The sequence below is a fragment of the Acinetobacter sp. 251-1 genome (assembly GCF_030329305.1).
Lineage (GTDB): Bacteria > Pseudomonadota > Gammaproteobacteria > Pseudomonadales > Moraxellaceae > Acinetobacter > Acinetobacter piscicola_A.
This window is the reverse complement of sequence record NZ_JACANS010000001.1, coordinates 40447-64560: the sequence shown is the minus strand read 5'-3', so window position 1 is coordinate 64560 and position 24114 is coordinate 40447. Positions and strand designations below refer to the sequence as shown.

Here is a 24114-nt window from a genome sequence, read left to right as displayed (position 1 = left end):
GGTAGAGTATTGATAAAATGAAATCAGATTTGATTATTGACTTACGTCAACAGTTACCTTGGCATAAACGCTATTTGTCCAACACGTCAACAGCGATGCTTTGGGCGGTATGGTTATTTTTATGGCGTCCATTATTGTTGCTGCTGGGTGTGATTGGGATTCAGAAACCACATTTTGTGCATAATATTATGGCTGCTTTTTCAGTGATCTTGCAGCATGGTCTGATTGCGCTGATGGTCTGTGCACTCAGTTTATTACTTTGGAATCGTTTTATTCCTGCAAAAACACCGCAGCAAGCGAAACAAAAATCGTTGTCTGATTATGCTGAACATTTTGCGCTAAAAGGGCAAGACATTGAGGTCGGTCGACAACAAAAAGTTACGACAGTGCATCATGACGTAAATGGAAATATTATTTCTATTCACTAATATTCAAAGAAAAAATCCCACATCCAGTGGGATTTTTTATGATGCAAGGACGATGTAGTGCAATGAATGCAAAGCTAATAGTTATGAGTATGACCACGTGCAAAAAATAAATTCGGCTGAAAGTATTCGTGGCTTGGCGTGTTTGGCGGTGGTTTTTTCGCATTTAAGTTTGAGTTTTATTCCTTATTTACATCGGTTTGATGTCAATGATATTGCGAATAATTCATTCATCTATGCCATTCATCATTCACCTTTTGCCTTTTGGTATTCAGGTACAGCGGCTGTGTTTATCTTTTTTGTGCTCAGTGGTTATGTATTGAGTTATGCACTATGTAAATCGCCTGAACTGATTTTAACTAAACTTAAAAATATGTGTATTAAACGTTATCCACGTTTAATGATTCCCGCATTGATTTCCTGTGTAATCATTTGGGCGGTATTTAATAGTATTAAAATTGATAGTCACCATGTCGGTGGGTGGTTACAAGCCTATGTCACACAAGATTTTTCACTTAAAACAGCAATCTATGAAGGAACAATAGGTTCTTTTCTATTTGCAGAAAGTAGCATTAATTGGGTGCTGTGGACAATGACCATTGAGCTATTTGGCTCATTTGCCTTATTTTTTTTAATTTATATTAAACAGCTACATACATCTCTTTTTATCATCGCTTCTGTTGTTTTGGCAGCTTTAGCATATTGGTGGCGAGGTGAAGGTTTTTGTATGGGCATTGCCAGTTTTATTATTGGTATGTATTTTTATTTTTATGGTCGTCAAATTCCGCTGTTCATTGCGAGTATTTTATTGATTTTGGGGCTATATTTGGCAGGTGCGCATAATACGAGTGCTTCTTATGCATGGATCTATCAGCAAATCGGCGAAAGAACCTATGAATATAGCAATTTCTTTGCGGGTATCTTGATTGTTTATAGTATTTTAATGAATCCTAAATTATCGAAAGTTTTAGATCAACCTATACTGATTTGGCTCGGTAAAGTTTCATTTTCTGTGTATTTACTGCATTTGGTGTTGATGTATTTGGTGTGTATTCCGTTGTTCAATCTATTTTTAAATTGGCATTGGAGTTATTTAAATGCAGTGATGTGTGCATCCGTATTGTACATCGCCGTGACCTTATGGATGGCTGAATTTTATAGCCGCTATGTTGACCAATTGGCAATGCAGAGTAGCCAAAAGCTCGCTCAATTCATTTTAAAATAGAACGGTTTTCTAGGCTTAGGATGTTTTTATTTACAACATTTAAGTTTGCTGCTGAATGGGTTTAGAGTTGATGGATTGTTCACGCATAACTTTCACCTGATAACGTCAACTCACTAGATAAATGTACCAATTAGCGCTGTTATATTCATTTGTTCGGAGGAATGTAATGTTATGTCTTAAACGTTGATATTTGGCTTTAGAAAAGGGAGAAAACTATTTTATAATTCAGTGAATGCTATAAATATTAAATCAAAGACCTAAAATGAAAAATTATATTCTCAGTTGTATCTTGTTCATCTGTAGCGCTACACAGGCAGATTCAAATCATACATTTGCTGCATTGCCATATAGTTCTCAACTTAATCACGAATGTACACAAGATGACAGCGAGGTATTTGAGCCTAAAACATATCATTTAAATGTTGGAAAAGTCACATTAAAAACATATTCTTGCCATATAGAAAAAGCGCATCATTCACAATATTATTCAAGTTATGGGCTAAAGCTCGATTCAGGCAAACAGTTTTTTTTGAATGATCAAGCTGTGGATGCGATCGGCTATGTTGGCATCACAGCACAACAAGTTGATGCTTCGACCATTGTTTTTGACAATATGTATGAACGGGGCGGTGATTTAGTCTTACTGTGGTTTACAGATGCACAACATCTCTATTCGGCTAAAATTCCTTATATGACTTCAGATGAGGGCAGTGTCACCGTGACTGCACAAGGTCAAAATATTATTTTACAAAAGAAAATATACCTTGGTGATGATCAAAAAGGTCTCCCGAAATATAAAAATATCGGTCAAAGTATTGTAATTAAAAAAGAAAATAAGAAAGGATTTATCTATCAATCAGGTAATATGAAAAGCTTTCAGTACGATACATTTAAATAAAATTATAAATAAATGTGCATGTACTTTATATTGAAATGACATAAAAATAATTTAGAGGTACTTAAACATGAAATTGCTGTTGATTTTGATCATTGTCTGTGTGGTGATCTTTTGGCTGTATCGTATGATTGCTGCACAGCATATTTCAAAATTCAAACCCGCAACATTTAAACCTTTTAAAGATGCTGTGCAACCGAAGCTAGACCAAATTAAAGTTGAACCCATGGCATATAATGATGAAGAGCAATTGTTATTTGATGATGTGGCAAAATTATTTTTTGAACAGCAATGACACGTCGTATGCCTTGAACAAGCAGAAAATATTCAGCAGCAATATTTAAATAAAATGCCCGCTAAAACCAACAGTCAAATTGGTGAGTTTGATTTAGGCGAATGGTGTATTTATTGGAATTATCGACAGCAGTCCTTAGAATATTATGTGGGTAAATATGGCATTTTTTATACCCATGTTGATCGTTTTGGTATTGAGCATCGCAATGAAATGAAGATCTAAAGTAAACATCTGAGCCTATATTTTGTGAGTATCTGGTTCGGCATTTGCAGTCTTTATTTTTATCATGCTCAAATTTGACGGAAAATGCCTGTTTTTTAGATCAATTTTCTTCTGCTAAGTTTATATTGACATCACAATTAAAAAGGAAATTGCATCAACTGATTGAAAAAATGAGGAATAACTTTAGGCTCAATCATGATGGTCATAATCACACCGTACGCTGCTCCCCATAGATGGGCACTGTGATTGATATTCGAATTGCCTTTTTTACCTGACCAAATACTATAAGCCACATACAGCACTGCAAAAATAATCGCGGGTACAGGAATAAAAAAGACGAAGATCAGCTTCCACGGTTGAAATAAAATATAAGCAAACAGCACCGCAGACACAGCACCTGAAGCACCAAGACTTGCCCATCGACTATCATTTTTATGTTTTAAATAACTCGGTAAAATCGCAAAGATCAATGCACCCAAATAAAATAATACAAAGCCTAAATCATAAAGATATTGTCGATAAAAACTTTCAATAATGCTGCCAAAAAAGAATAAGGTAAACATGTTAAATAATAAATGCATACCATCGGCATGGATAAAACCATGCGTAATAAAGCGGTCATATTGCGCTTTTTGCTGAATCGCAGGCGGCCAAAAAATAAGACGATCCATCACAGCACGTTGTGAAAAAGCAATCAGGGAAATCATAACGGTAATCAAAATGATGGTAATCGTATGATTAAAAGGTAAATGCAGCATAAGTATTCACTAAACAAAGTTAGAGGATTAATTTAACAACAATCATGACATTAAATGATAAAAAATCATGTTGTTTTTCATCAATTCCGACAATTTTAGTTGATTTTTATTTATTCGTCCTCATCTTCAGTTAAAATACCGACTTCAGCTTGAGGATAGAGTTATGTCGACTGAGAACACCAATACTGCAGTTGCAGAAGAACTTCCAAATTTATTGATTACGCCAACTGCACAAGAGTATTTGAAAGAATTATTGGAAAAACAAAATACTCCAGGAATTGGCGTTCGTGTATTTGTAGAAAATGCAGGCACGCCACGTGCTGAATGTTGTATGGCATATAGCGCACCTGAAGAAGTGATTCCAACCGATTATCGTCAAGAATATGCGGAATTTCCTGCATTTATTGATACACCATCGATTCCTTATTTAAAAGATGCTGTCATTGACTACAATAAAGACCGCTTTGGTGGACAACTGACATTCCGTGCACCAAACTCTAAAGTGCCACGTGTTGGACCAGATGCTTCTATTGAAGAGCGCATTACTTATGTACTACAAGCTGAAATTAATCCAGGCTTAGCAGGGCATGGTGGTAACTGTGCTTTGGTTGAAGTGGTTGAAGATGAAGAACACGGTTTAACGGCTGTATTGAAGTTTGGTGGTGGTTGCCAAGGATGTTCAGCAATTGATGTGACTTTAAAACAAGGTGTGGAAACTACACTGAAAGAGCATATTCCTGAATTGGCACGTGTCGTGGATCAAACTGACCATAGCCAAGCAGATGGTGCATATTTCAAATAATTTTGTTTGAAAATATTTTAAAAAAGCTTCTCAAATCGAGAAGCTTTTTTTATACGTGATTATTTTTATATGAATGAGTTTTTTATTTTGGACATTAAAAAACTTAAATGAATATTAAAAAATAGAAGATATTGTTTAAATTTAAAACATATAAACAAGATTTTAATAAAGTTAATAAGAATTGTTATCATTATTATTGTAATTTGAGTTATTATTGTTACACTTCTTCACGAAAACTGCACTTTTTATTCTCTTTTTTGTATTTGAACCATTCTGGAATACCTTTTATGTCAAACCGTATTATCCAATCTGCGCTCTCTATATCGGTACTCTCGCTGATGACAGGGCAAGTCTATGCAAATAGTTCACAAGAAAATTCCAGTGAAGTTCAGGCTAAAAATTCAGAACCTGTGCAATTAGAAACGGTGGTTTTAACGGCTTCTGGCTATAAACAAGATAAAACAAAAGCACCAGCCTCTATGACGGTGATTACACGTAAAGAATTAGAAAATCGACAATATAGTGATATTACAGATGTACTCAGAAATACCCCAGGGGTTGTAATTTCAGGTGCAGGTTCAGCACAAACGGTCAGTATTCGTGGTATGGGCTCAAGTTATACTTTATTTTTGGTCAACGGAAAGCGCCAATTTTCTAAAGATGTGAACCCAAATGGCGATGATTATGGTTTTGAAAAAAACATTTTACCGCCAATTGCTGAAATTGAACGTATTGAAGTCATTCGTGGTCCTGCATCTACTTTATATGGTACAGACGCTATGGGTGGTGTGGTAAATATCATTACCAAAAAGGTCAGTACAGATTGGTCAGGAACAGCAGAATTAGGTGCTGTGCTACAAGATCATCACCAATCGGGCGACATTAAAAATGGTTCTGCATATATATCAGGTCCGCTTATTGCCAATAAATTAGGCATGCAATTAGGCTTAAGTAAGTCGAAACGTGATGAAGATCGTTATGTTGGCGGCTTTAGAAGTACTGATGTTGAAAGCTTAAATTCAAGATTTACATATTTACTCAATGACAATCATGATCTTGAATTTGAAGCAAATTTCATGAAACAAGAGTCTGAGTCAACTGCGGGTAAAACCATTGTAAGTACAGGTGCAGATTCTTATGGACGTAATTATCGCCAAGTCTATGGCTTAACTCATAATGGTCATTATGGCGATAATTTAAGTAGTCATTCTTATATTCAATATGAAAATTCAAAAAATCCAGATCGTAGTAACAGTTCAACTGGTTTAAGTGGGATTGAACTGGAAACTTGGTTGGCAAATAGTCAGTGGCATTGGAAATTAAACGACCATAACCTCATTGGTGGCTTATATTTTAAAAATGAATCTTTAGTCGATAAAGCGACCAATCAAAATGCAAATATGCCTGTAACAGAGTTAGAGCGTTGGGCATTCGCCGTATTTGCTGAAGATACTTGGGCGTTGACTGACACATTTAATTTGACGACTGGATTACGTTATGATCATGATGAAAATTATGATGGTAATTTTTCGCCACGCTTATATGGTGTTTACACCCCTACAGAGGCTTGGACATTTAAAGGTGGAGTGTCAACAGGGTATAAACAACCTGACCTAAAACAGTCTTCGAGTGATGTGCATTCTGTCACAGGTAAAGGCAGTGCCTTTATTATGGGAAATGATCATTTAAAACCAGAAAAATCAGTCAGTTATGAGTTTGGTACAGCATGGCAAGGTGATCAGTCTAAAGCTTCTGTGACGGCATTTTATACTGAATTTAAAGATAAAATTACCGAAATTCGAGACTGTTCTTCGCCAAATGGCAGTAATACAAATGCAGCGACTTGGGCATGTAAAGACCCATTTGGTCGTTTAGACGCTGCAACAGGTGATGTTCGTTTATGGAACTTTATTAGTTCACGTATCAATGTTGATGAAGCAACCATGCAAGGTGTGGAAGCGACATTTGACACTGAACTGGCTGATGGTGTGAATTTAAGTACAAACTATACTTATACTGAAACAGAGCAAAAGTCTGGCGATTTAAAAGGGCAGCCTTTAAATCAAGTGCCTAAGCATATGTTTAATGCAACAGTTGATTATACCATTAATGATGCTTTAGACATTTGGACACGTTTACATCATCGTAGTGAAACATCGTCATATTTAGGTCGAGCTTCTATGTCAGCACCGACACCTGCATATCAATTTTTAGATGTTGGTTTTAATTATCAATTTACAGCAAACTTAAAAGGTAAATTTGGTATTTATAATATTTTAGATGAAAAAGCCGAAGATGCTGATGGTGATCAAGTGCTTGATGGTCGTCGTTATGGAATTAGCTTTTTAGCAAAATTCTAACAACATGATAACAAGAGAAAGGCGCTTAAGCGCCTTTTTCAATATTTAAAATCGCCAAAGTTTCATCTGCATAATAAAATTTTTCTAAATAAAGACGCGCACGAGTTTTTAAATGTTCAGAAGAAATCATTTTTTGAATGACAGGTTCGAGTAATGCTTGAAGTTGATTCTCAATCAAGGCTTCATCAATATTTAAATCACGTAGCAATAAATCAACAGGGCGCTCTGCATTACGCACATACCAAGCAAAAACACCATCATGAACTTGTTGTTGTAAATATTCAGTCTGGCGCAGATGCTCCCAAATTTCATGTCCCATACCGACTGTATTGGGTAAATCATTCACTTCTACATAATGACGCATGACATTTAAAGGCTGCTTCTTGATCTTATGCCATAAATTTGCTTGGAAATGATAGAGCGTATCATCATCAAAATGCTGATTAATCACTTGTTCGCTTAACTGACTAATCTTAATAATATTTTTTTGTAAATAATGCTTTACGGTATCATCTAAATTGGTATCAGTCACAGATTCCAAAACAGATTTGCCCATTTTCATAAAGCGCCCAACCCCAGGGACTTTTTTGGTCATCACAGAATTATCCATATAGTCTTGGATTGAATGATGAATCAGTTGGGTGAGCATCATTGAAAATGCAGGATTATTGACAACTTTATGAATCAATGCTTTACGATGTGAGGACTTACTTGCCACATACTGGGCGATTTTATCAATCGTTGTGACAGGAATAATATCTTCGATACAGGTTTGATCATTGCTTGGGTGGATCAGTGCAAAACGAATATGTTCAGCAATTTGCTCAATCAAAAAATCACTGGCTGGAGTTGCTAAAATTTGCTTTTGCAACAATTGATTAATTTGTTCAAAACGCCAAATGTTTTGTAATGGTTGCTTGCGAAACCAAAGATAAAATTCTTTAAATTCAATTTGAATACGATCTACTTGTGCAAATTCTTGATCTAAAAATGCCAATTGAGCATCGATCAATTGTTCAATCATAGGGTGACTCATAGCACTGCCTTATTTATAAAATTTTCGGATCATTCAAAGCACTCTTTTGTCCTTGAACTTTATCTAAAAAAGACAGATAAGCATCAACTACTTTATCAGGTGCTTCTAATAAGGGCATATGACCCACGCGATCTAAAATGATCGGCGTTTGGCTATGTTTAATCATAGATTTGAGTTCTTGAGCAACTTCAACGTTGACAATTTGGTCTTGTTTGCCCCACATGATTAAGGTAGGTGCTTCAATATTTCTCACCATCGTGGCAAATGAACTTGTCGTATAGAGCTTGTTTAAAGCATCAATTTGATCGATCACCTTTCTGGTATCTTGTGCTTTTGAAATCAGCATTTTTTCACGTTCATTATTGATCATGCTTGGTGTAAAAGGTGGGTTATACATCACTTTTTTCATGACAAAATTTAGATCACCTGCTTGTGTGACTAATAATTGTTTTAGATAAATCGGATTTTTTAAATAATTGGTATTGTTGCTTTTAAATACACCACCCGAGCTGAGTAAAAACAAACTTTGAGTATCAAAAGGGTATTGTGATGCATAGAACATTGCAATTGAGCCACCTAGAGAGTGTCCAACGACATTTAAATTATTTTGAATACGAGCTGCTTCAATAAAACGGCGCAGTTGTTCTGTAACATTTGGAACAGAAATATCAAAATTTGTTGGAACTTGAGTGCTGCCTGCAAAAGGTAAGTCCGGCATTATCACATGATAATGACGAGTTAACTCGTGTGCGACATCATTCCAAGTATCGCGACTATTACCCAAACCATGAATCAGTAAAATTGTCGGTTTGCTACGGTCACCGCCCTCACTATATGACCAAACCACATCACCTACACGTAAAGTTTTACTCGATACACCTGCCCAAGCTCGCTCTTCTTGTAATACTTTTTGGTAATCTATTGCTTCATGCGCTGCTGCATAACTTGTACTGAGTCCTACACTAGATAAAGCAAAATTCATACTACTTGCAATGAGTGCTACACTAAAAAATTTGAAAACTTTTTTTGAGGGCGTTTGTGGCATGTATAGGATTCCTTCTAAACAATTCACCATTATATAAAGCAAATGCAATTTTTTGATGACCTAGTTTTCTTAAAATGTAGGTATATTTTGCATAAAACGTTGGTTATTATTGGTTTTTGTTTATTAAATAAACTTTTTTGAGTTTGAAAATGTCTACTTATTCATATTATCTCTATATTGTGTAGATTAATTAAACAATAAAGAGAAATTTGAATGAAAAAATAACATTTAACTTAAATTGTAACAGAGTTTATTTTTAGTCAGTGACAATCAAAATTGACAGTATTAAAATTAACTTTATCTTCACCCAATGGAACTGATGACACATGCTAACTGCTCAAGAAGCTTTAGAAAGATTGAAACAGGGTAATGAACGCTTTGCACACGGTGAAACAAACCATAATAAGTTTTTAACACATCAACAGCGCACAGAGATGGTAGGTAGTCAGGAACCTTTTGCCATTATTTTAGGATGTTCAGATTCACGTGTTCCTGCGGAGATGGTTTTTGACCAAGGTTTTGGTGATTTATTTGTAATTCGTGTTGCAGGAAATATTGTTGCACCATCACAAGTAGGTAGTGTGGAGTTTGCTGCAGAAAGTTTTGGTTGTCCTTTGGTCATTGTGCTTGGACATAGCCATTGTGGTGCAATTCATTCAACGATAGAAGCACTTAAAAATCCGAATACACCACCTTCTGCAAACCTCATGTCGATTGTGAATCGTGTACGTCCTTCTGTTGAAATTTTGATGCAAACTGAATTAAAAGATGACCTTGAAAAGTTATCTATGCATGCCGTGAAATCAAATGTATTTGCTTCTGTAAATCAGTTAAGACATGGTTCAGCAGTGCTTGAAAGTCTGATCGCAAAAGGGAAGTTAAAAGTTGTTGGCGCAGAATATTCACTTGAAACAGGTGAAGTTTTATTTTATGACTTTTGAGTTTAGAAATTCTTTAAGTCTATTCTGAGCGTCGAAATAAAAAATCCCACAATGATGTGGGATTTTCTATAGAGTTAAGTTCTTAGAATTTATAACCTAATTTTAAACCATAAGCGATGGCATTGTTATCTGAGAATTCAGCAACATAATCGCTACCGCCTGCTTGAGCACCTGTTTGCGCTTTAGCATCGCCTAACCAGAAATATTTTACACCACCAGCGATAAAGGTTGCAGGTGTAGGACTATATTGAACACCTAGACCCACATTCCAATAGCCTTCTGTTGGACCAAGTGTAGAGACAGGGTCTCCTGCACCTGAGTCCCAACCTACAGAGACATTACCTGCCCATTTGTCATTGAGTTTACGACCTACACCTGCGTTAACAGACCATTGATCATCAGAATATTCAACAAGGTTAAAGCCATTTGGACGATTGACTAAACTACCAATTGCTTCAGAAACTTTACCAAACTTATAAGGTTGAATAGAGAAATCTTTCCAATTCACCCAACGAATATTAGCAAAAGCAACGGTATCTGCCATGATGCCTGTTTGTAAATCTAAATTGACTGATTGTGGTGTGGTAATTTTAGTCTTACCATCAGATTTCATGGCAGCGATTTGTTCTTTTGTTACTCCTAAACCTGCTAAAACTGCAGGATTACGATCAAAAGCACTTTCCACTGAAAGTGTTTCAACAGCATTTACATCATGGTCGATTTCTGAACGATAGGTAACCGAAGCTTTTAAGGCAATTTCAGGAATTTGATATGCAGCACCCGCTAACCAACCTACACCGCTTGTTTGCTTGATAGATGCATCATAACCATTATAAAGACTATATGCTGTACCACGTAGGCTTACATTACCTTTAATGGTTTGGTAAGCAGCACCACCATAAAGGTTGATATTTTTAGTAGGTTGGAAACCAAAAACTAAGGATAAGTTTTGAGTATCAACTTCAACTTGAGTACTACCTGTACCTAGATTTGCATTTGCATCAGCTAAACCTTTTGCCAAAGCAACAAGAGGTTTACTTGCTTCTGCTAATACAGCTTGTGTTGCATCAGCTTGGCTTAAGCCTTGTTGCATTAAACCACCAATTGCTTGTTTCGCTGCATCAGATTGCATATAGGCTTGTACTTTTGCTTTTCCTGCAGCAGCCAAAGCATCTAATTTATTTTGAGGTAGTACAGTATCTACTCCTGGATTTGAAACGAAAATATTACTTCCATGATATTTCGCATCTGCACCAAAAGGTTGATCATATAAAAGACCAAAAGAAATATTGTCTGTAAGTTGAAGTTTCAACGCTGCAGATGGAAAATAATAATCCTCACCCATATCTTCAATATCACGGCGTGTTTCACTTGTTCCAGCCTCACGTCCCTCAACCGTTGGGTCTAAAACAGAAATACCAGCTTCAAAATAGTTATTAGGCTGTAAAAAAGCAGACATCGATTGACCAGATCGATCTAATGCTGCAGCAAAAACACTTGTTGCAGGTACTGTTGCAAATAAAATTGCAGTTGTTAACGTTTTTAATTTCATTTTAGTTTTTCCCTAGCCATAAAATGAATGGTTTGAAGCATTTGTAAACAAAACTTAGAATATTTGTAATTTACAAATAGTGTTTGAAATTTACTTCTTTTTACAAAATAACATATAAAAAATAAGAGTAAATACTCTAGGAATTGAAAAAGTGAAAAAAGTGTAAACGGTATAGTTTATTATTTGTGCTTTAAAAAAATAATTTAATATATATCAATTTCTTATACTTGTTATTTGGCTTTGCGATGAATGTAAAGTTGAATGTTTTAATGATGAAAAATCGGACTTTTAAAAAATCAACTCAATTTTGAATATCGGTGAACTGTAAAATTATTGGAATAAAAATCAAGTCTATTTTTGGATTTTATACTGATATTAATAAAAGCTATAATTGACCAAAATGATAGATTGTTGATCCTGTTAACAATTTCATGATGTTGTACTGACTGATTTTGATCAGGATGTGCATATAAACTTGCTATAAAAATAACAGAAAAATTTTTAGGATATAACAATGCATAAAGTTGGAATGAGGATTTGCATGCTTTTGATTACAGCATGTCATAATAATACTCAAGACCAAAGCCAAATGAACGAAAGAAAGTTACGACAAAGTGCGGAAAATTTGAAGCCTGAACATATTATGGTGACGGTAAAAGATGGTCAAAAGTTAGATCGAAATATTCAGGTGTTTATTCGTCCCTCTGACATAGTCAAGCATATTTTAACAGAAGCAGAAGTTATAAATATGGTGAATAAAACATCGGAACAATTTGCTCCATTATTGATTGTGCCTGATGCATTTATTCCACTGAATTCAACGGTAACCTTGTATGAGACAGTAGCAGATGTTGAAGTAGAGTATTCTCTTTTAGATCAGCATAATAAAAGAATAAAAAATGCTTACCGTAAAACCTTTAGTTTGAAAAATTAAATAGATTTGAAGTTATATGTATTGCTTGGTGGTGCGCTCTGCGGGACTCGAACCCACGTCGGTCGCTTAGGAGGCAACTGCTCTATCCAGTTAAGCTAAGGGCGCATAGTGGGCACTAATGTAATAGAAAAATATTTAAACATAAAGTGCTGAGTAGGTGGGTGATGAATAATTGGACAAGTTTAGTATGATTTGTATAAAAAATAGCTTTAAGATGAATAGCTTGAAGCAATGAATTTTAAATCATCGAAAGTGAAGATATTGATCTGATTTATCATTGTGCAGTTTGAATATGACATTTTGCTAAGCGCCAAGAGCGGCGATGGTTAGCTGTTTAATCTTTCATTTAATAAAAAAGAGATATGTGTGAGCTACACATATCTCTTACGGAACTTGATTTTCGCTGTTTTAATTGAATTGTATTTGAAATAAAATCCATTAAAACAAAATTTTAACTGCTTTATTGCGGCATGTTTTTATTCAACATTTTATAAAGACCAAACATCAATACAATCCAAATTGGAATCATTAACACTGACTCTTTAAAGCCAACTTTCCACATAATGCCAAGCACCATAGCAATAAAAACTAAAACAAGAATATTGCTGACAGGCGACCATAACGCAGGAAATTTAGAGACTTGACCTGTTTTCTTCATAGCTTGTTTGAATTTTAAATGTGTCAAGCTGATCATTGCCCAGTTCAGTACCAAAGCACCGACCACAATGTAAATCAAATGTCCTAGTGCATCTTCAGGAACGAAGTAGTTCAATAAGACACAGCCAAAAATCAGTAAAGCTGAGAAGAGTACTGCAGGAATTGGCACGCCTTGTTTGTTGACTTGTTTAAATACTTTGGGTGCATTGCCTTGTTCCGCTAAGCCATACAGCATACGACTGTTGGCATACATCCCACTGTTATAAACAGAGAGTGCAGCAGTAAGAATAATAAAATTCACCAAATTCGCAGCCCAAGCAATACCAATTAAACTAAAGACCATCACAAATGGGCTTTTGTCTAAACTACCACCTGTGAATTGATCCCAAGGCACAAGAGAAAGCAAAATTGCAATCGAACCAATATAGAAAATCAAAATACGAGGAATAATCTGATTAATTGCTTTTGGAATGGTTTTTTCAGGATCTTTAGCTTCGGCAGCTGCCATACCAATCAGTTCAATACCACCAAAGGCAAACATCAAGAAGGCAAGCATTAAAAATAAACCTTCAAAGCCATGTGGGAAGAAACCGCCATGTGACCAAAGATTACTAAAGCCAAAACCTGCGCTCGGATCTGCGGTAAAAATGAGGTATAAACCAAAGATAATCATCGCAATAATGGCGGTGACTTTAATAATGGATAACCAAAACTCAGATTCACCGTAAAATTTGACGTTGGCCAAATTGATCGCAGTAATCGCAACAAAAAAGACCAAAACCGTGGTCCATGCTGGTATATGGGGCCACCAAAAATTGACATATTTTGCAGCAGCTGTCAGTTCAGACATAGCAACTAAAATATACAAGATCCAATAGTTCCAGCCTGCTAAAAAGCCTGGAAATTTGCCCCAATATTTATAAGCAAAATGACTGAATGAGCCAGCGACAGGTTCTTCTACGATCATTTCACCGAGTTGGCGCATAATCAGAAATGCAATTAAACCGCCAATGGCATAACCGAGAATAATGGATGGACCAGCAGACTTGATGACATCTGCAGAACCTAAAAATAGTCCCGTACCAATTGCACCACCCATGGCAATCAATTGGATATGTCTATTTTTAAGTCCACGTTTTAAATGGGTAGACTCGTTGCTCAATGTTTACAACTCGGTATATAGATTAAATTGATTGTAAATGATTGGTAACTTTAAGCCTAGTATGTGTTGAATGAATATGCTGACGCTTAAGATTAAAAATGGAATGTAGCAAATAAATTTATTTATATTTCATATAAATAAAAAATATTAAACACAAATGAATGCTTTTGGTTTTGTTTAATATTTCAGCATAATTTGCATTTGGCTTTAAGACTTAAGTCAATGCTTCTGTGCATTTTTATAAAAAATGGGTAAAATTAAACTGAATTATGATTCACTATTTGAAATCATGATTATGCGACAATAAAAGATAAACGAAAAGGAAAGCGATAAATGAGCTCTGCACCCCAGATCAAAATACCTGCAACATATATGCGTGGTGGTACCAGTAAAGGCGTATTCTTTAAATTAGATGATTTGCCTGAACGTGCGCAAAGTGCAGGCGAAGCACGTGATCAAATGTTGCTTCGTGTTATTGGTAGTCCAGACCCATATGGTAAACAAATTGATGGTATGGGTGGTGCAACATCAAGTACGAGTAAAACCGTCATTCTGTCTAAAAGTACACAACCTGAACATGATGTGGATTATTTATTTGGGCAAGTCTCGATTGATAAAGCCTTTGTAGATTGGAGCGGTAACTGCGGTAACCTAACAGCAGCTGTAGGATCATTTGCGATTTCTAATGGTTTGGTCAGTGCGGAACGTATTCCTGAAAATGGTATGTGTACTGTACGTATTTGGCAGGTAAATATTCAAAAAACCATTATTGCCCATGTGCCAATAACTGATGGACAAGTACAAGAGACTGGTGACTTTGAGTTAGATGGGGTGACTTTTCCTGCAGCGGAAGTGCAAATTGAATTTTTAGATCCTGCTGATGATGGTGAGGATGGTGGTGCAATGTTCCCTACAGGCAATGTCGTTGATACATTGGATGTACCTGAAGTCGGCACTTTCCAAGCAACATTGATCAATGCAGGGATTCCAACGATTTTCTTAAATGCTGAAGATATTGGTTATCAAGGTACAGAGCTACAAGAAGCGATCAATGGTGATGCCGCAGCATTGGCACGTTTTGAAAAAATTCGTGCTTATGGGGCATTGAAAATGGGGCTCATTCAAGATGTTAGTGAAGCTGCCAATCGTCAACATACACCTAAAGTTGCATTTGTCTCAAAACCGAAAGCCTATACAGCATCAAGTGGTAAACAGGTAACTGAGGCAGATACAGATTTACTCGTTCGTGCATTATCGATGGGGAAACTTCACCATGCCATGATGGGGACGGCTGCTGTTGCAATTGGTACGGCTGCAGCGATTCCTGACACTTTGGTGAATTTGGCAGCAGGTGGTGGTGAGCGTGAAGCAGTACGTTTTGGTCATCCGTCTGGGACTTTACGTGTAGGCGCACAGGCATTGCTAGAAAATGGACAATGGGTAGTAAAAAAAGCCATTATGAGTCGCAGCGCACGTGTATTAATGGAAGGTTGGGTACGTATTCCTGCAGATAGCTTCTAATTTCTGTAAATTAAACACTGAACTGTCCCTAATTACCAATGAGTAATTGGGGATTTTTTTCGATGACTATCTAATTTTTTGATTATTTTTTAATCTTTTTAAAAATTACATATATTTTTAAATCATAAAAAATTATAATATGCCGCATTCAAGCTCTTATATATTTTAATCTCATCATTGTATTAACATTTAAACCTTTATTTTTATATATAGATGTTTAAAGCAACACATCGGATATAATGTTGATGATATTAATTTCAGCAAAATCAACAAATAAATAGTGATATATACGACTATCATGGGGTACGGTATGGAAAGTGAACAGTCTCATTTGAGCACAATACTTTCAGATGAGGACTTGATCCAGACGTTAAAAAATGTTGAAAAATTAGATTTAGTCTCCTTGATTTCAAAACTTCCATTACCTGTAGCGATTTTAGAACCTGACTCGCGTTTAATTGGAGTAAACCAACTTTTTGCCGATATTTTTCAAAGTGATGCATTATTTTTAAATGGAAAATTTTTAAGCACTTGCTCAACCGTTGTACATGCACATTTTTTGTTGGCAATTGAAAAAATTCAAGATATAGAAACGCAAGCAGACTTTGAGTTCTATTCACAAGGGCGTTTTTATTTGTCTTATTTCAAAGCCATTTATGACGCTGAGCATGCCGTACAGGCGATAATTTTAATTTGTGCCGATGTGACTCGTTTAAAACGCCGTGAGAAAGTTTTGATTTTAAATAATCAAAAATTGCATGATCATCTATTTATTGATCAAATTACGGGTTTACCCAATAAAATGGCATTGGATCAGTTTATTCAAGAAAACATTGTGAATAACGTTCAATATACATATGCATTTTTGAAAATAGATTTAGATCAATTTAAAAAATTTAATCAAATTCATAGCTATACACAAGGTGATCAGGTTTTAATGCAAATTGGCACAATCTTGAATGATGAGCTTAATCCTGATTATAGCCGTATTTTTCGGTTAAATTCAGCCAGTTTTGTGGTTGTGATTAAGGAAATGACACAATGGGCTGTATTTACTTTGGCTGAACGTTTGAAAATGAAAATTTCTCAGGAAAAAATCATACTTCAGGATCAGGATCTATTGACTGCTTCAGTGGGAATTTATCATTTAGCAACACCTTTTCAGCAGCATGATATTTTACAGCAGTTAGATTTCGCTGTGCAGCAGGCAAAATCTCAAGGTAAAAACTCAATTTATGTTTTACAGGGTTAGGTCATGGATTTCGTAAGTTTGAGAGAGCTTAGGAAATATATTTTGTATTCTATGACAGGTAAATATGATCTTAGCCACAATAATTAAAAGTATAAAGCAAAAGCCAACTCTATTTTTTTAATCAAAATAGAGCTGTATTGGTTTTTAAAGTGTGTCTTATTTGATGTTGTAGCAGAAAATGAAAAGCATCAGCAGTGACTTTGAACAGCACGAGGTATTGATCCAGCAAAACCATAGTTAAGCTGAGTTAAGTGCTAGATTTTCACCCATTTGGGCAGTGCCATGAGTAGTATGCCAATCACAATCAGTGACGTTGTATTTTCAAAAAAATAGGGATAAATCATCAATGCAAGACCACATATTAAGGCGATTGTGTGATGCTGTTTTTTACCATAAATAAAATAGCCTAAGCCTATTGAGCCAAATAGCGTGCCTAATAATAAAGCGCTGACATTCATGTTCTTGCTATGCTTTGCTGAAAAAATCAGTATGACGTGGTTAACTGAAGCTATACTTAATCGATGTTAAAAAAGTATCCCATCAAGAAGATTGCAATTTAAAACAAGAGAAAATTTATGTCGGTGATTTTACCTGTAGCACAACGTGGAGAAGCGGTTTTAACGTTTGTTGCTGTGCCTGTGGCTCAAACTGAATTTGGCAGTGAATGGTTGCAACAGTTGGCTGCGGCGTTACATATGACGATGTTACATAGAAATGGTGTGGGCATTGCAGCACCACAAGTATATATATCCAAAAGAATCATCATTGTGGCATCTCGTCCAAATCCACGTTATCCTGATGCGCCTGAAATGGCTGCTGTGGTGATGGTGAACCCAGAGATTTTATCTATGTCTGATGAAAAGACTTTGGGGGAGGAAGGCTGTTTGAGTGTGCCCGATGAACGTGGACAAGTCGCACGTGCAGAACATATTCGAGTACGTTATATGAGTTTGCAGGGCGAAGTGGTTGAAACAACATTTTCTGGTTTTCCAGCACGCATTGTGCAACATGAAATTGATCATTTAAATGGCATTTTATTTGTCGATCGACTTTAAAAAATATGCTTTGTTGCTAAAAAATGCCTGATTGGGATGAGTATTTGCATTATTTTCTCTGATCATTTTTCAAGATGCGTATAATGGTGTAATTGTAAGAGATGATGAGAATCTAGATGAAAGCTGAATTTCAACAAGGCAAAATTAAGCAATACCATGCCGATAAAGGTTTTGGTTTTATTGGTGGAATGGGTCAGGATATTTTCTTTCATATTTCCGATTTTCCATTGGCAGATGGTGAACCGAAGCGTAATGAACGTGTGAAGTTTATTGTTGTGGATAATGGTGGTAAGCCACGTGCAATCAAAATTGAACGTCTAGAAGATCAATCAGCAAAAGCGAAAAAAACCAAAGTAGTGAAGCATAATGAAGCGATTACCAATACTTTGCTGTCTAATTTTAGAAAGTGATCTGAGATAGATGACTCCCAATGCTTTGCTGTAAAAGTATTTGGGAGTAATCTTAAAGTATGTTGAAAGTAGAAAAATAGAGATTGATTCACTTTTTGAATGATTGATCGATATGATGATTTTTTATTATTTTTGAATTGAAACCGAATAAATGATTGGGTTTATATAAGCGATTGAATTTTTTGTTTAAATTTTGATATATTTGATAGAAATGAATATAATTTATAAATGAAATTTTAACCAAGAGTAAAGATCCACGTGGCTGAACTGATTCCTCCGAGTATACAACAATTAAAATCTGCAACGAGTGGGGAACGCAAGGTTTATCAGTTGCTTGAACATGTTTTTCAGAATGAAAATGCCATCATTTGGTATGAACCTAAAGCATTAAATCGCTATACCGATTTTATTGTTTGGTTACCTGAACATGGTTTATTGGTCATTGAAGTCAAAGATTGGTCAAAAGAGCGTTTTGAAACCTTGAATCCTGATACTTTTACAGGGCGTTTTTATCATCATAATCAACAAAAAATTGTTGCAGTGAAAAACCCTGAAAGCCAAGTACGTAAGTGCATGTTGAATATTTTGCATGAGTTTAAGAAAGCAGCAATTTTTCTACAACAAGAGGGACATTATCAAGGTAATTTAAAATTTCCAATCAGCAGTTGTGTTATTTATACCGAGTTAAAACAAGAGGATGCAGATGCCATTGGTTTGACTTTAGCTTCGATTTCAACAGCACATAAAACCATTTTTAAAGATGATTTACGTTTGGTTGCTGAAAATAAAACCTTTAAAAATAAATTAATTGATGCATTTAAAGGGGTGTCATTTTCATTTAAAGCATTGAGTTATGCTGAAGAAAAATTTTTACGTTATATGATTTTTCCTGAAATTCGTGTAAATGAATTTACCCAGGAGGAGTTATTTTCAGTTGAACCGCAAGATGCAAAAGCACTTGATTTATCACAAGAATCCATTGCTAAAAATATCGGTGATGGACATCGTATTTTAAAAGGTGTCGCGGGAAGTGGTAAAACACTGGTTTTAGCTTGTAGAGCAAAATATTTAAAAACGATTTATCCTGAATATAAAATTTTAGTGGTTTGTTATAACAATTCACTTTGCAATCATTTAAGACAAATGTTTGGTGATGAATTCAATGAAAAGATTCATGTATTCAATTTTCATAGCCTTGTTAAGACAATAACCCATGCCAATTTGTCAATGTTAGTGAATGAAAAGCAAGCGGATTATAATAGTCGTGTTGGACAGATTTTATTAGATTATTTGGAGCAAAAAAAATTAGCTCAACAAGACTTATATGATGCGATCTTAATTGATGAAGGGCAGGATTTTGCGCAGGAATGGATAATTGGTTTATCTCAACTCGTTAAAACTGAAACCAATAATATTTTGTTTTGCTATGATCCTGCGCAAAATATTTTTAATCGTAAAAAACCGAGTTGGCGTTCTGTCGGTTTACAGGTACAAGGTAAAAAACCAGTTGAATTGTACAAATGCTACCGCAATACCAAAGAAATTCTAGATATAGCCAAAGCATTTTTAAATCCTAAGGCATTGGATAGTTTACAAAATAATGATGAATATGACCGTGTGTTAGACCCTGATACAGGTGAGTGCAAAACAGGAGATTATCCAAGTATTTATCATGAAAATGATGTACGTCATTTGGCAGATTTGATTGCGCGAAAAATTCGTCAGTTATTGAAATCAGGAGTTGAGCCACGAGATATTGCAATATTACAGGCGAAATCTGCTGAATATGATGGGTTTGTGGGTGAATTAAAGTTAAAGTTAAGTGCTTATATTTCAGATGTAGCGGTAGATTTTATTTTTAGCAGCGCTGATAAAAAAGCTTTAGATTTACATAAAAACTCACTGAAAGTGATGAATGTGGAATCATCAAAAGGTTTGGAGTTTACCCATGTATTCTTTGTGGGTTTAGATTATATGCCTCGTATCGGTGAAAACCGTGATTTGGACTCAGAACGTAAATTGGCTTATGTGGGCATGACACGCGCACAGAATAAATTGTTTCTACTTGGCTGTGAAAATAAAGGTTTTCTAGCCGATGTAAAAGAGATTTATGAACAAACTACGCATTTGCTTGAGATTCGAGAGTGCTCAATTGAAGTCAGCATTGGTCAAGTTGAGGAAGTGAATTCTGAGCCTAAAACAGAAAAAATGGATGATTCAATGATTGGGCAGAAGTGGACCGAAGATGAAGAAGTTCGATTGATTGATGCTTTTATGGATGAAAATTTGTCGATTAAAGAAATTGCCCAACGACACAACCGTAAACAAGGTGGAATTCGGGCGAGGCTAAAAAAATTAAGGTTAATAGAGTGATTTTGATTTTTTATAAAATTCCTATAATTTTCAATAAAATAAAAAGAAATCACTCAAAAAAGAGATTGACGTGTTTTTGCAGGATGGTAAAAGCACGGTCGTTCTCTTTGCTTTTTAATCCGCCATCAAAAATTGCACAGTTTCATCAAGCTAATTTAAACCGACCTATGCTTAATTTCTCGTTGATTGATGGAATGGCAGATAGGCTGTCATGCTGAATTAAAATCATATAGAGGTATAGAAATGTCAAATTTTATTGTTTTTTCTATCTCTGAAATATGCGTTATATTTTTTTGATGGTTTAAATTATTTTTAGCTCTAAATTTTACTATATAAACTTTTTTCTACTTATACATGTACATGGTGAATTGCTGATGAGCATGTTTGCTTGATTAGATTAAATTTTCTTGCTTAATCGTCCTGCATTAGGGCTGCGATGATATGGAAATGAGTTGAAATGACATAGCGAATAGTATCCATAAGGGGACAATTTTGTTAAGGACATCATGTTAATTCAAATAAGTACAGATAGGATGAAGCTATGGGCATTTTACAGAAATTGATTAAATCGACTGTTTATCACGAACCTTTACCTATTCGCCGTGATATTCATTTTGCTTTACCTGCTAACCGTATTGCAGACTGGCATACATCTGCGGGGCCTATTTTTACCGCATTGTTAAATACATTTTCAATTGTTTTACCGATAGGTGAGCGGTTCTTTATTGATGCGGTACGTGCACATCGAGATCTCGTGCAAGACCCTGATTTACAAAAAGCGGTGACGGCTTTTATTGGTCAAGAAGCCATGCATGGTCGTGAGCATGAAGAATATAATAGTGCGCTGTTCGAGCGAAATAGTATTGCACCAAAATTTGAAGCTTTTGTTTTAGATCTGTTTGGTTTAATTAAAAAACATACCCCTGAGTATTTTTGGTTGAGTTCTACCATTGCACTAGAACATTTTACTGCACTATTGGCAGATTCTGTGCTGCAAATTCCTGAACTATTTGATGGAGCTGAAGAAAATTATGCCAATATTTGGCGTTGGCATGCTTTTGAAGAAACTGAACATAAAGCCGTTGCTTTCGATGTATGGAATACTGCAATGGGGCATGGACCTTATGCCTACGCAGTTCGTAGTTTAGGTTTAGTACTTGCAACGATTGTATTTTGGGGACTTGTACTCCCAGTTTTTACGAAGATTGTGATAGATGAGAAAAAGCTGACAGATCTTTCAAGTTGGCGTAAGGCGTACAAATATACGTTTGGAGAAGTGGGTGCTTTAAGAAAACAATTGGGCAATTATATTGATTATTTCCGTCCAAATTTCCATCCATGGGATAATGCAAATCGTGACAAAATGTTGGCAATGCAAGATCTGATTTATAAACTAGCAGATGAATCCGTAAAAAATAAAAAAGTAGCAATAAGTTAAAAAACCGATAGAAAACATTTTGTAGGTTTTGCGTGAGTTGTATTTAAATATAAAACGCATTAAAAAAGCCAGTCGGTTTGCACTGACTGGCTTTTTATTTACGTTATAAAAAGTAAATTATTTTTCTACACCAGCTTCTTGACCAGCATATTTAGCATTTGCATAGTCCCAGTTCACTAAGCTTTCTAAGAAAGTAGAGATATATTTAGGACGTGCATTACGGAAGTCGATGTAATAAGCATGTTCCCAAACGTCAATTGTGAGTACAGCAACTTTACCATGAGCAAGTGGAGTATCAGCGTTTGAAGTTTTAAGGATAGAAAGGTCGCCATTTACTTTGTCAGCAACTAACCAAGCCCAACCTGAACCAAATTGAGTTGTTGCAGCAGCAGCAAATTCTTCAGCAAATTTTTCATAAGAACCGAAAGCTTCATCAATTTTAGCAGCTAAAGCACCAGTTGCTTTACCGCCACCATTTTTAGCCATACAGTTCCAGTAGAACGTGTGGTTCCAAACTTGAGCAGCGTTATTGAAAACACCAGCTTTAGATGCATCGCCTGCAACAGCAGTGATGATTTCTTCTAAAGATTTACCTTCAAGATCTGTACCAGCAATAAGGTTGTTTAAGTTAACAACATAAGTATTGTGGTGTTTGTCATGGTGAAACTCTAAAGTTTCTTTGCTGATGTGCGGAGCGAGGTCATCATAACCGTATGGAAGCGCAGGTAAAGTAATGGTTGTCATGTTTTAAATTCCTTGCATTTTGCTGGGTTTTAACATTAAGTGGCTTTATTGTAATAGATTCTACGAATAATTGTGCAGGATGTTAAATAACAATACACAATTTATTTCGATTTAATACGTATAAAGAAAATGTTAAAAAACAGCCATTATTTTTGGCAAAAAAGCTTTTCATTTGAATGTTTTTATGAACATGCAAATTTAACTTTTCGACCGCCATTAAATCGGATTATTTAATTCGAAATAACTATACTCAATATTGAAGTGTTCTGAAATAGCTTTGCCTAGTCGTTGCACACCATAACGCTCAGTGGCATGATGTCCACAGGCAAAATAATGTACATTTAACTCTTGTGCTTGATAGAAAGTTCGCTCACTAACTTCACCTGAAATATAAGCATCACATGCTTGCGCTGCTGCTTTTTCAATATAGTCTTGTGCACCCCCTGTACAAAAACCAACTTTTTGAATTTGGGTTTTTGCTGCAGGTAAATGAATGGTATTGAAACCCAGTTTTTCAGTTAATACCGCTTTGAATGCTTCAGCAGACATCGGTTGTTTTAAATAACCAATATTACCAATAGGATTGCGTTCATTAGGGTCAAGCGCTTCAATATTTTCTAATGCTAAAATATCAGCAATGGCAGCGTTATTACCTAAAATAGGATGTGAGTCTAGAGGTAAATGATAACCTACAAGAGAAATATCATGTTGGATCAAAGATTTGATTCGTTTACCACGCATGCCTGTAATCGGGTAAGGTTCACCTTTCCAAAAATAGCCATGATGCACCAATAACAAGTCAGCTTGTTGGTGAATTGCAGCATCAATTGCATCTTGTGATGCGGTCACTGCACAGAGAATCTTTTTAACTTCGGCTTTGCCTTCGATCTGTAAACCGTTGGGCGCATAGTCTTTAAATTCAGCTGTTTTTAAGGTGCGGTCACACCACTGAATCAGGTCAGATAATTTTACCATAATGCTCTCATCTATTTACATCAAGAAAGTATTTAAA

The 24114-nt window shown here is 35.5% G+C and carries 23 protein-coding genes and 1 tRNA gene; 15 read left to right on the top strand and 9 right to left on the bottom strand.

The features are described from left to right. The first annotated feature begins 17 nt into the window (after positions 1-17). The 5 genes from pgaD to HX129_RS00295 all read left to right on the top strand — a co-directional run bounded on the left by pgaD (position 18) and on the right by HX129_RS00295 (position 3062). Positions 18-428, top strand: a complete 411-nt coding sequence (gene pgaD / locus HX129_RS00315) for a poly-beta-1,6-N-acetyl-D-glucosamine biosynthesis protein PgaD (RefSeq protein ID WP_286433120.1) — start codon at positions 18-20, stop codon at positions 426-428. Positions 429-525: 97 nt separating this feature from the next. Continuing rightward, a complete protein-coding gene (locus HX129_RS00310; protein WP_286435876.1) occupies positions 526-1650 on the top strand; it encodes an acyltransferase family protein in 1125 nt (374 codons plus the stop codon). A 262-nt stretch (positions 1651-1912) separates the two neighbouring features. Beyond that, positions 1913-2548 (top strand): hypothetical protein, encoded by a 636-nt coding sequence (locus HX129_RS00305; RefSeq protein WP_286435874.1) that lies wholly within the window; start codon positions 1913-1915, stop codon positions 2546-2548. Positions 2549-2615: 67 nt separating this feature from the next. Further along, a complete protein-coding gene (locus HX129_RS00300) occupies positions 2616-2840 on the top strand; it encodes a hypothetical protein (RefSeq protein ID WP_286435872.1) in 225 nt (74 codons plus the stop codon). A 54-nt stretch (positions 2841-2894) separates the two neighbouring features. Then, a complete protein-coding gene (locus HX129_RS00295) occupies positions 2895-3062 on the top strand; it encodes a hypothetical protein (protein ID WP_286435870.1) in 168 nt (55 codons plus the stop codon). A gap of 137 nt (positions 3063-3199) precedes the next feature. On the opposite strand, the gene HX129_RS00290 is transcribed toward HX129_RS00295, so the two are convergent. Further along, on the bottom strand, positions 3200-3820 hold the full coding sequence (locus HX129_RS00290) for a rhomboid family intramembrane serine protease (RefSeq protein ID WP_180046023.1): 621 nt from the start codon (positions 3818-3820) through the stop codon (positions 3200-3202). A 163-nt stretch (positions 3821-3983) separates the two neighbouring features. Here HX129_RS00290 and nfuA point away from each other — a divergent pair, with 163 nt between their 5' ends. Together nfuA and HX129_RS00280 are read left to right on the top strand one after the other, a co-directional pair. Beyond that, a complete protein-coding gene (gene nfuA, locus HX129_RS00285) occupies positions 3984-4622 on the top strand; it encodes a Fe-S biogenesis protein NfuA (protein ID WP_130073022.1) in 639 nt (212 codons plus the stop codon). A 287-nt stretch (positions 4623-4909) separates the two neighbouring features. Then, positions 4910-6982 (top strand): TonB-dependent receptor domain-containing protein, encoded by a 2073-nt coding sequence (locus HX129_RS00280; protein ID WP_286435868.1) that lies wholly within the window; start codon positions 4910-4912, stop codon positions 6980-6982. Between the two features lie 25 nt (positions 6983-7007). Here HX129_RS00280 and HX129_RS00275 read toward each other — a convergent pair whose 3' ends face one another. Both HX129_RS00275 and HX129_RS00270 read right to left on the bottom strand, forming a co-directional pair. Next, entirely contained in the window at positions 7008-8018 is a 1011-nt protein-coding gene (locus HX129_RS00275) for a hypothetical protein (protein ID WP_286435866.1), read from the bottom strand. Positions 8019-8031: 13 nt separating this feature from the next. Further along, complete coding sequence (locus tag HX129_RS00270) at positions 8032-9063, bottom strand: alpha/beta fold hydrolase (protein ID WP_286435864.1); 1032 nt, start codon at positions 9061-9063, stop codon at positions 8032-8034. A gap of 326 nt (positions 9064-9389) precedes the next feature. On the opposite strand from HX129_RS00270, the gene HX129_RS00265 reads away from it, so the two are divergent. Continuing rightward, entirely contained in the window at positions 9390-10004 is a 615-nt protein-coding gene (locus HX129_RS00265; RefSeq protein WP_130073018.1) for a carbonic anhydrase, read from the top strand. 82 nt (positions 10005-10086) lie between these two features. Here the strand turns inward: HX129_RS00265 and HX129_RS00260 are convergent, their stop codons facing one another. After that, positions 10087-11463: a long-chain fatty acid transporter gene (locus HX129_RS00260; RefSeq protein WP_502872667.1), complete on the bottom strand. Its 1377-nt coding sequence runs from the start codon at positions 11461-11463 to the stop codon at positions 10087-10089. A gap of 634 nt (positions 11464-12097) precedes the next feature. Here HX129_RS00260 and HX129_RS00255 point away from each other — a divergent pair. Continuing rightward, a complete protein-coding gene (locus HX129_RS00255; protein ID WP_286435860.1) occupies positions 12098-12490 on the top strand; it encodes a hypothetical protein in 393 nt (130 codons plus the stop codon). Between the two features lie 29 nt (positions 12491-12519). On the opposite strand, the gene HX129_RS00250 is transcribed toward HX129_RS00255, so the two are convergent. Both HX129_RS00250 and HX129_RS00245 read right to left on the bottom strand, forming a co-directional pair. Next, a tRNA-Arg gene (locus tag HX129_RS00250) sits at positions 12520-12595 on the bottom strand. Between the two features lie 355 nt (positions 12596-12950). Continuing rightward, positions 12951-14309 (bottom strand): amino acid permease, encoded by a 1359-nt coding sequence (locus tag HX129_RS00245; RefSeq protein ID WP_130073015.1) that lies wholly within the window; start codon positions 14307-14309, stop codon positions 12951-12953. Positions 14310-14642: 333 nt separating this feature from the next. Here HX129_RS00245 and prpF point away from each other — a divergent pair, with 333 nt between their 5' ends. Beyond that, complete coding sequence (prpF, locus tag HX129_RS00240; protein ID WP_130073014.1) at positions 14643-15830, top strand: 2-methylaconitate cis-trans isomerase PrpF; 1188 nt, start codon at positions 14643-14645, stop codon at positions 15828-15830. Between the two features lie 310 nt (positions 15831-16140). After that, positions 16141-17082 (top strand): GGDEF domain-containing protein, encoded by a 942-nt coding sequence (locus tag HX129_RS00235; protein WP_165353037.1) that lies wholly within the window; start codon positions 16141-16143, stop codon positions 17080-17082. 254 nt (positions 17083-17336) lie between these two features. Here HX129_RS00235 and HX129_RS00230 read toward each other — a convergent pair whose 3' ends face one another. After that, positions 17337-17540, bottom strand: a complete 204-nt coding sequence (locus HX129_RS00230) for a hypothetical protein (RefSeq protein ID WP_130073012.1) — start codon at positions 17538-17540, stop codon at positions 17337-17339. Positions 17541-17657: 117 nt separating this feature from the next. Here HX129_RS00230 and def point away from each other — a divergent pair, with 117 nt between their 5' ends. The 4 genes from def (at position 17658) to HX129_RS00210 (ending at position 22358) form a co-directional block, all read left to right on the top strand. Then, positions 17658-18137 (top strand): peptide deformylase, encoded by a 480-nt coding sequence (gene def, locus HX129_RS00225; RefSeq protein ID WP_286435856.1) that lies wholly within the window; start codon positions 17658-17660, stop codon positions 18135-18137. Positions 18138-18253: 116 nt separating this feature from the next. After that, the gene (locus HX129_RS00220; RefSeq protein WP_286435853.1) at positions 18254-18547 is read left to right on the top strand and encodes a cold shock domain-containing protein; all 294 of its coding nucleotides are present in this window, start codon (positions 18254-18256) and stop codon (positions 18545-18547) included. A gap of 258 nt (positions 18548-18805) precedes the next feature. Continuing rightward, on the top strand, positions 18806-20920 hold the full coding sequence (locus HX129_RS00215) for a 3'-5' exonuclease (RefSeq protein ID WP_286435851.1): 2115 nt from the start codon (positions 18806-18808) through the stop codon (positions 20918-20920). Between the two features lie 541 nt (positions 20921-21461). Then, positions 21462-22358 (top strand): metal-dependent hydrolase, encoded by an 897-nt coding sequence (locus HX129_RS00210; RefSeq protein WP_286435849.1) that lies wholly within the window; start codon positions 21462-21464, stop codon positions 22356-22358. Positions 22359-22475: 117 nt separating this feature from the next. Here HX129_RS00210 and sodB read toward each other — a convergent pair whose 3' ends face one another. Both sodB and HX129_RS00200 read right to left on the bottom strand, forming a co-directional pair. After that, the gene (gene sodB, locus HX129_RS00205) at positions 22476-23102 is read right to left on the bottom strand and encodes a superoxide dismutase SodB (RefSeq protein WP_107007056.1); all 627 of its coding nucleotides are present in this window, start codon (positions 23100-23102) and stop codon (positions 22476-22478) included. A 216-nt stretch (positions 23103-23318) separates the two neighbouring features. After that, a complete protein-coding gene (locus tag HX129_RS00200; protein WP_180046005.1) occupies positions 23319-24077 on the bottom strand; it encodes a Nif3-like dinuclear metal center hexameric protein in 759 nt (252 codons plus the stop codon). Positions 24078-24114 lie beyond the last annotated feature (37 nt).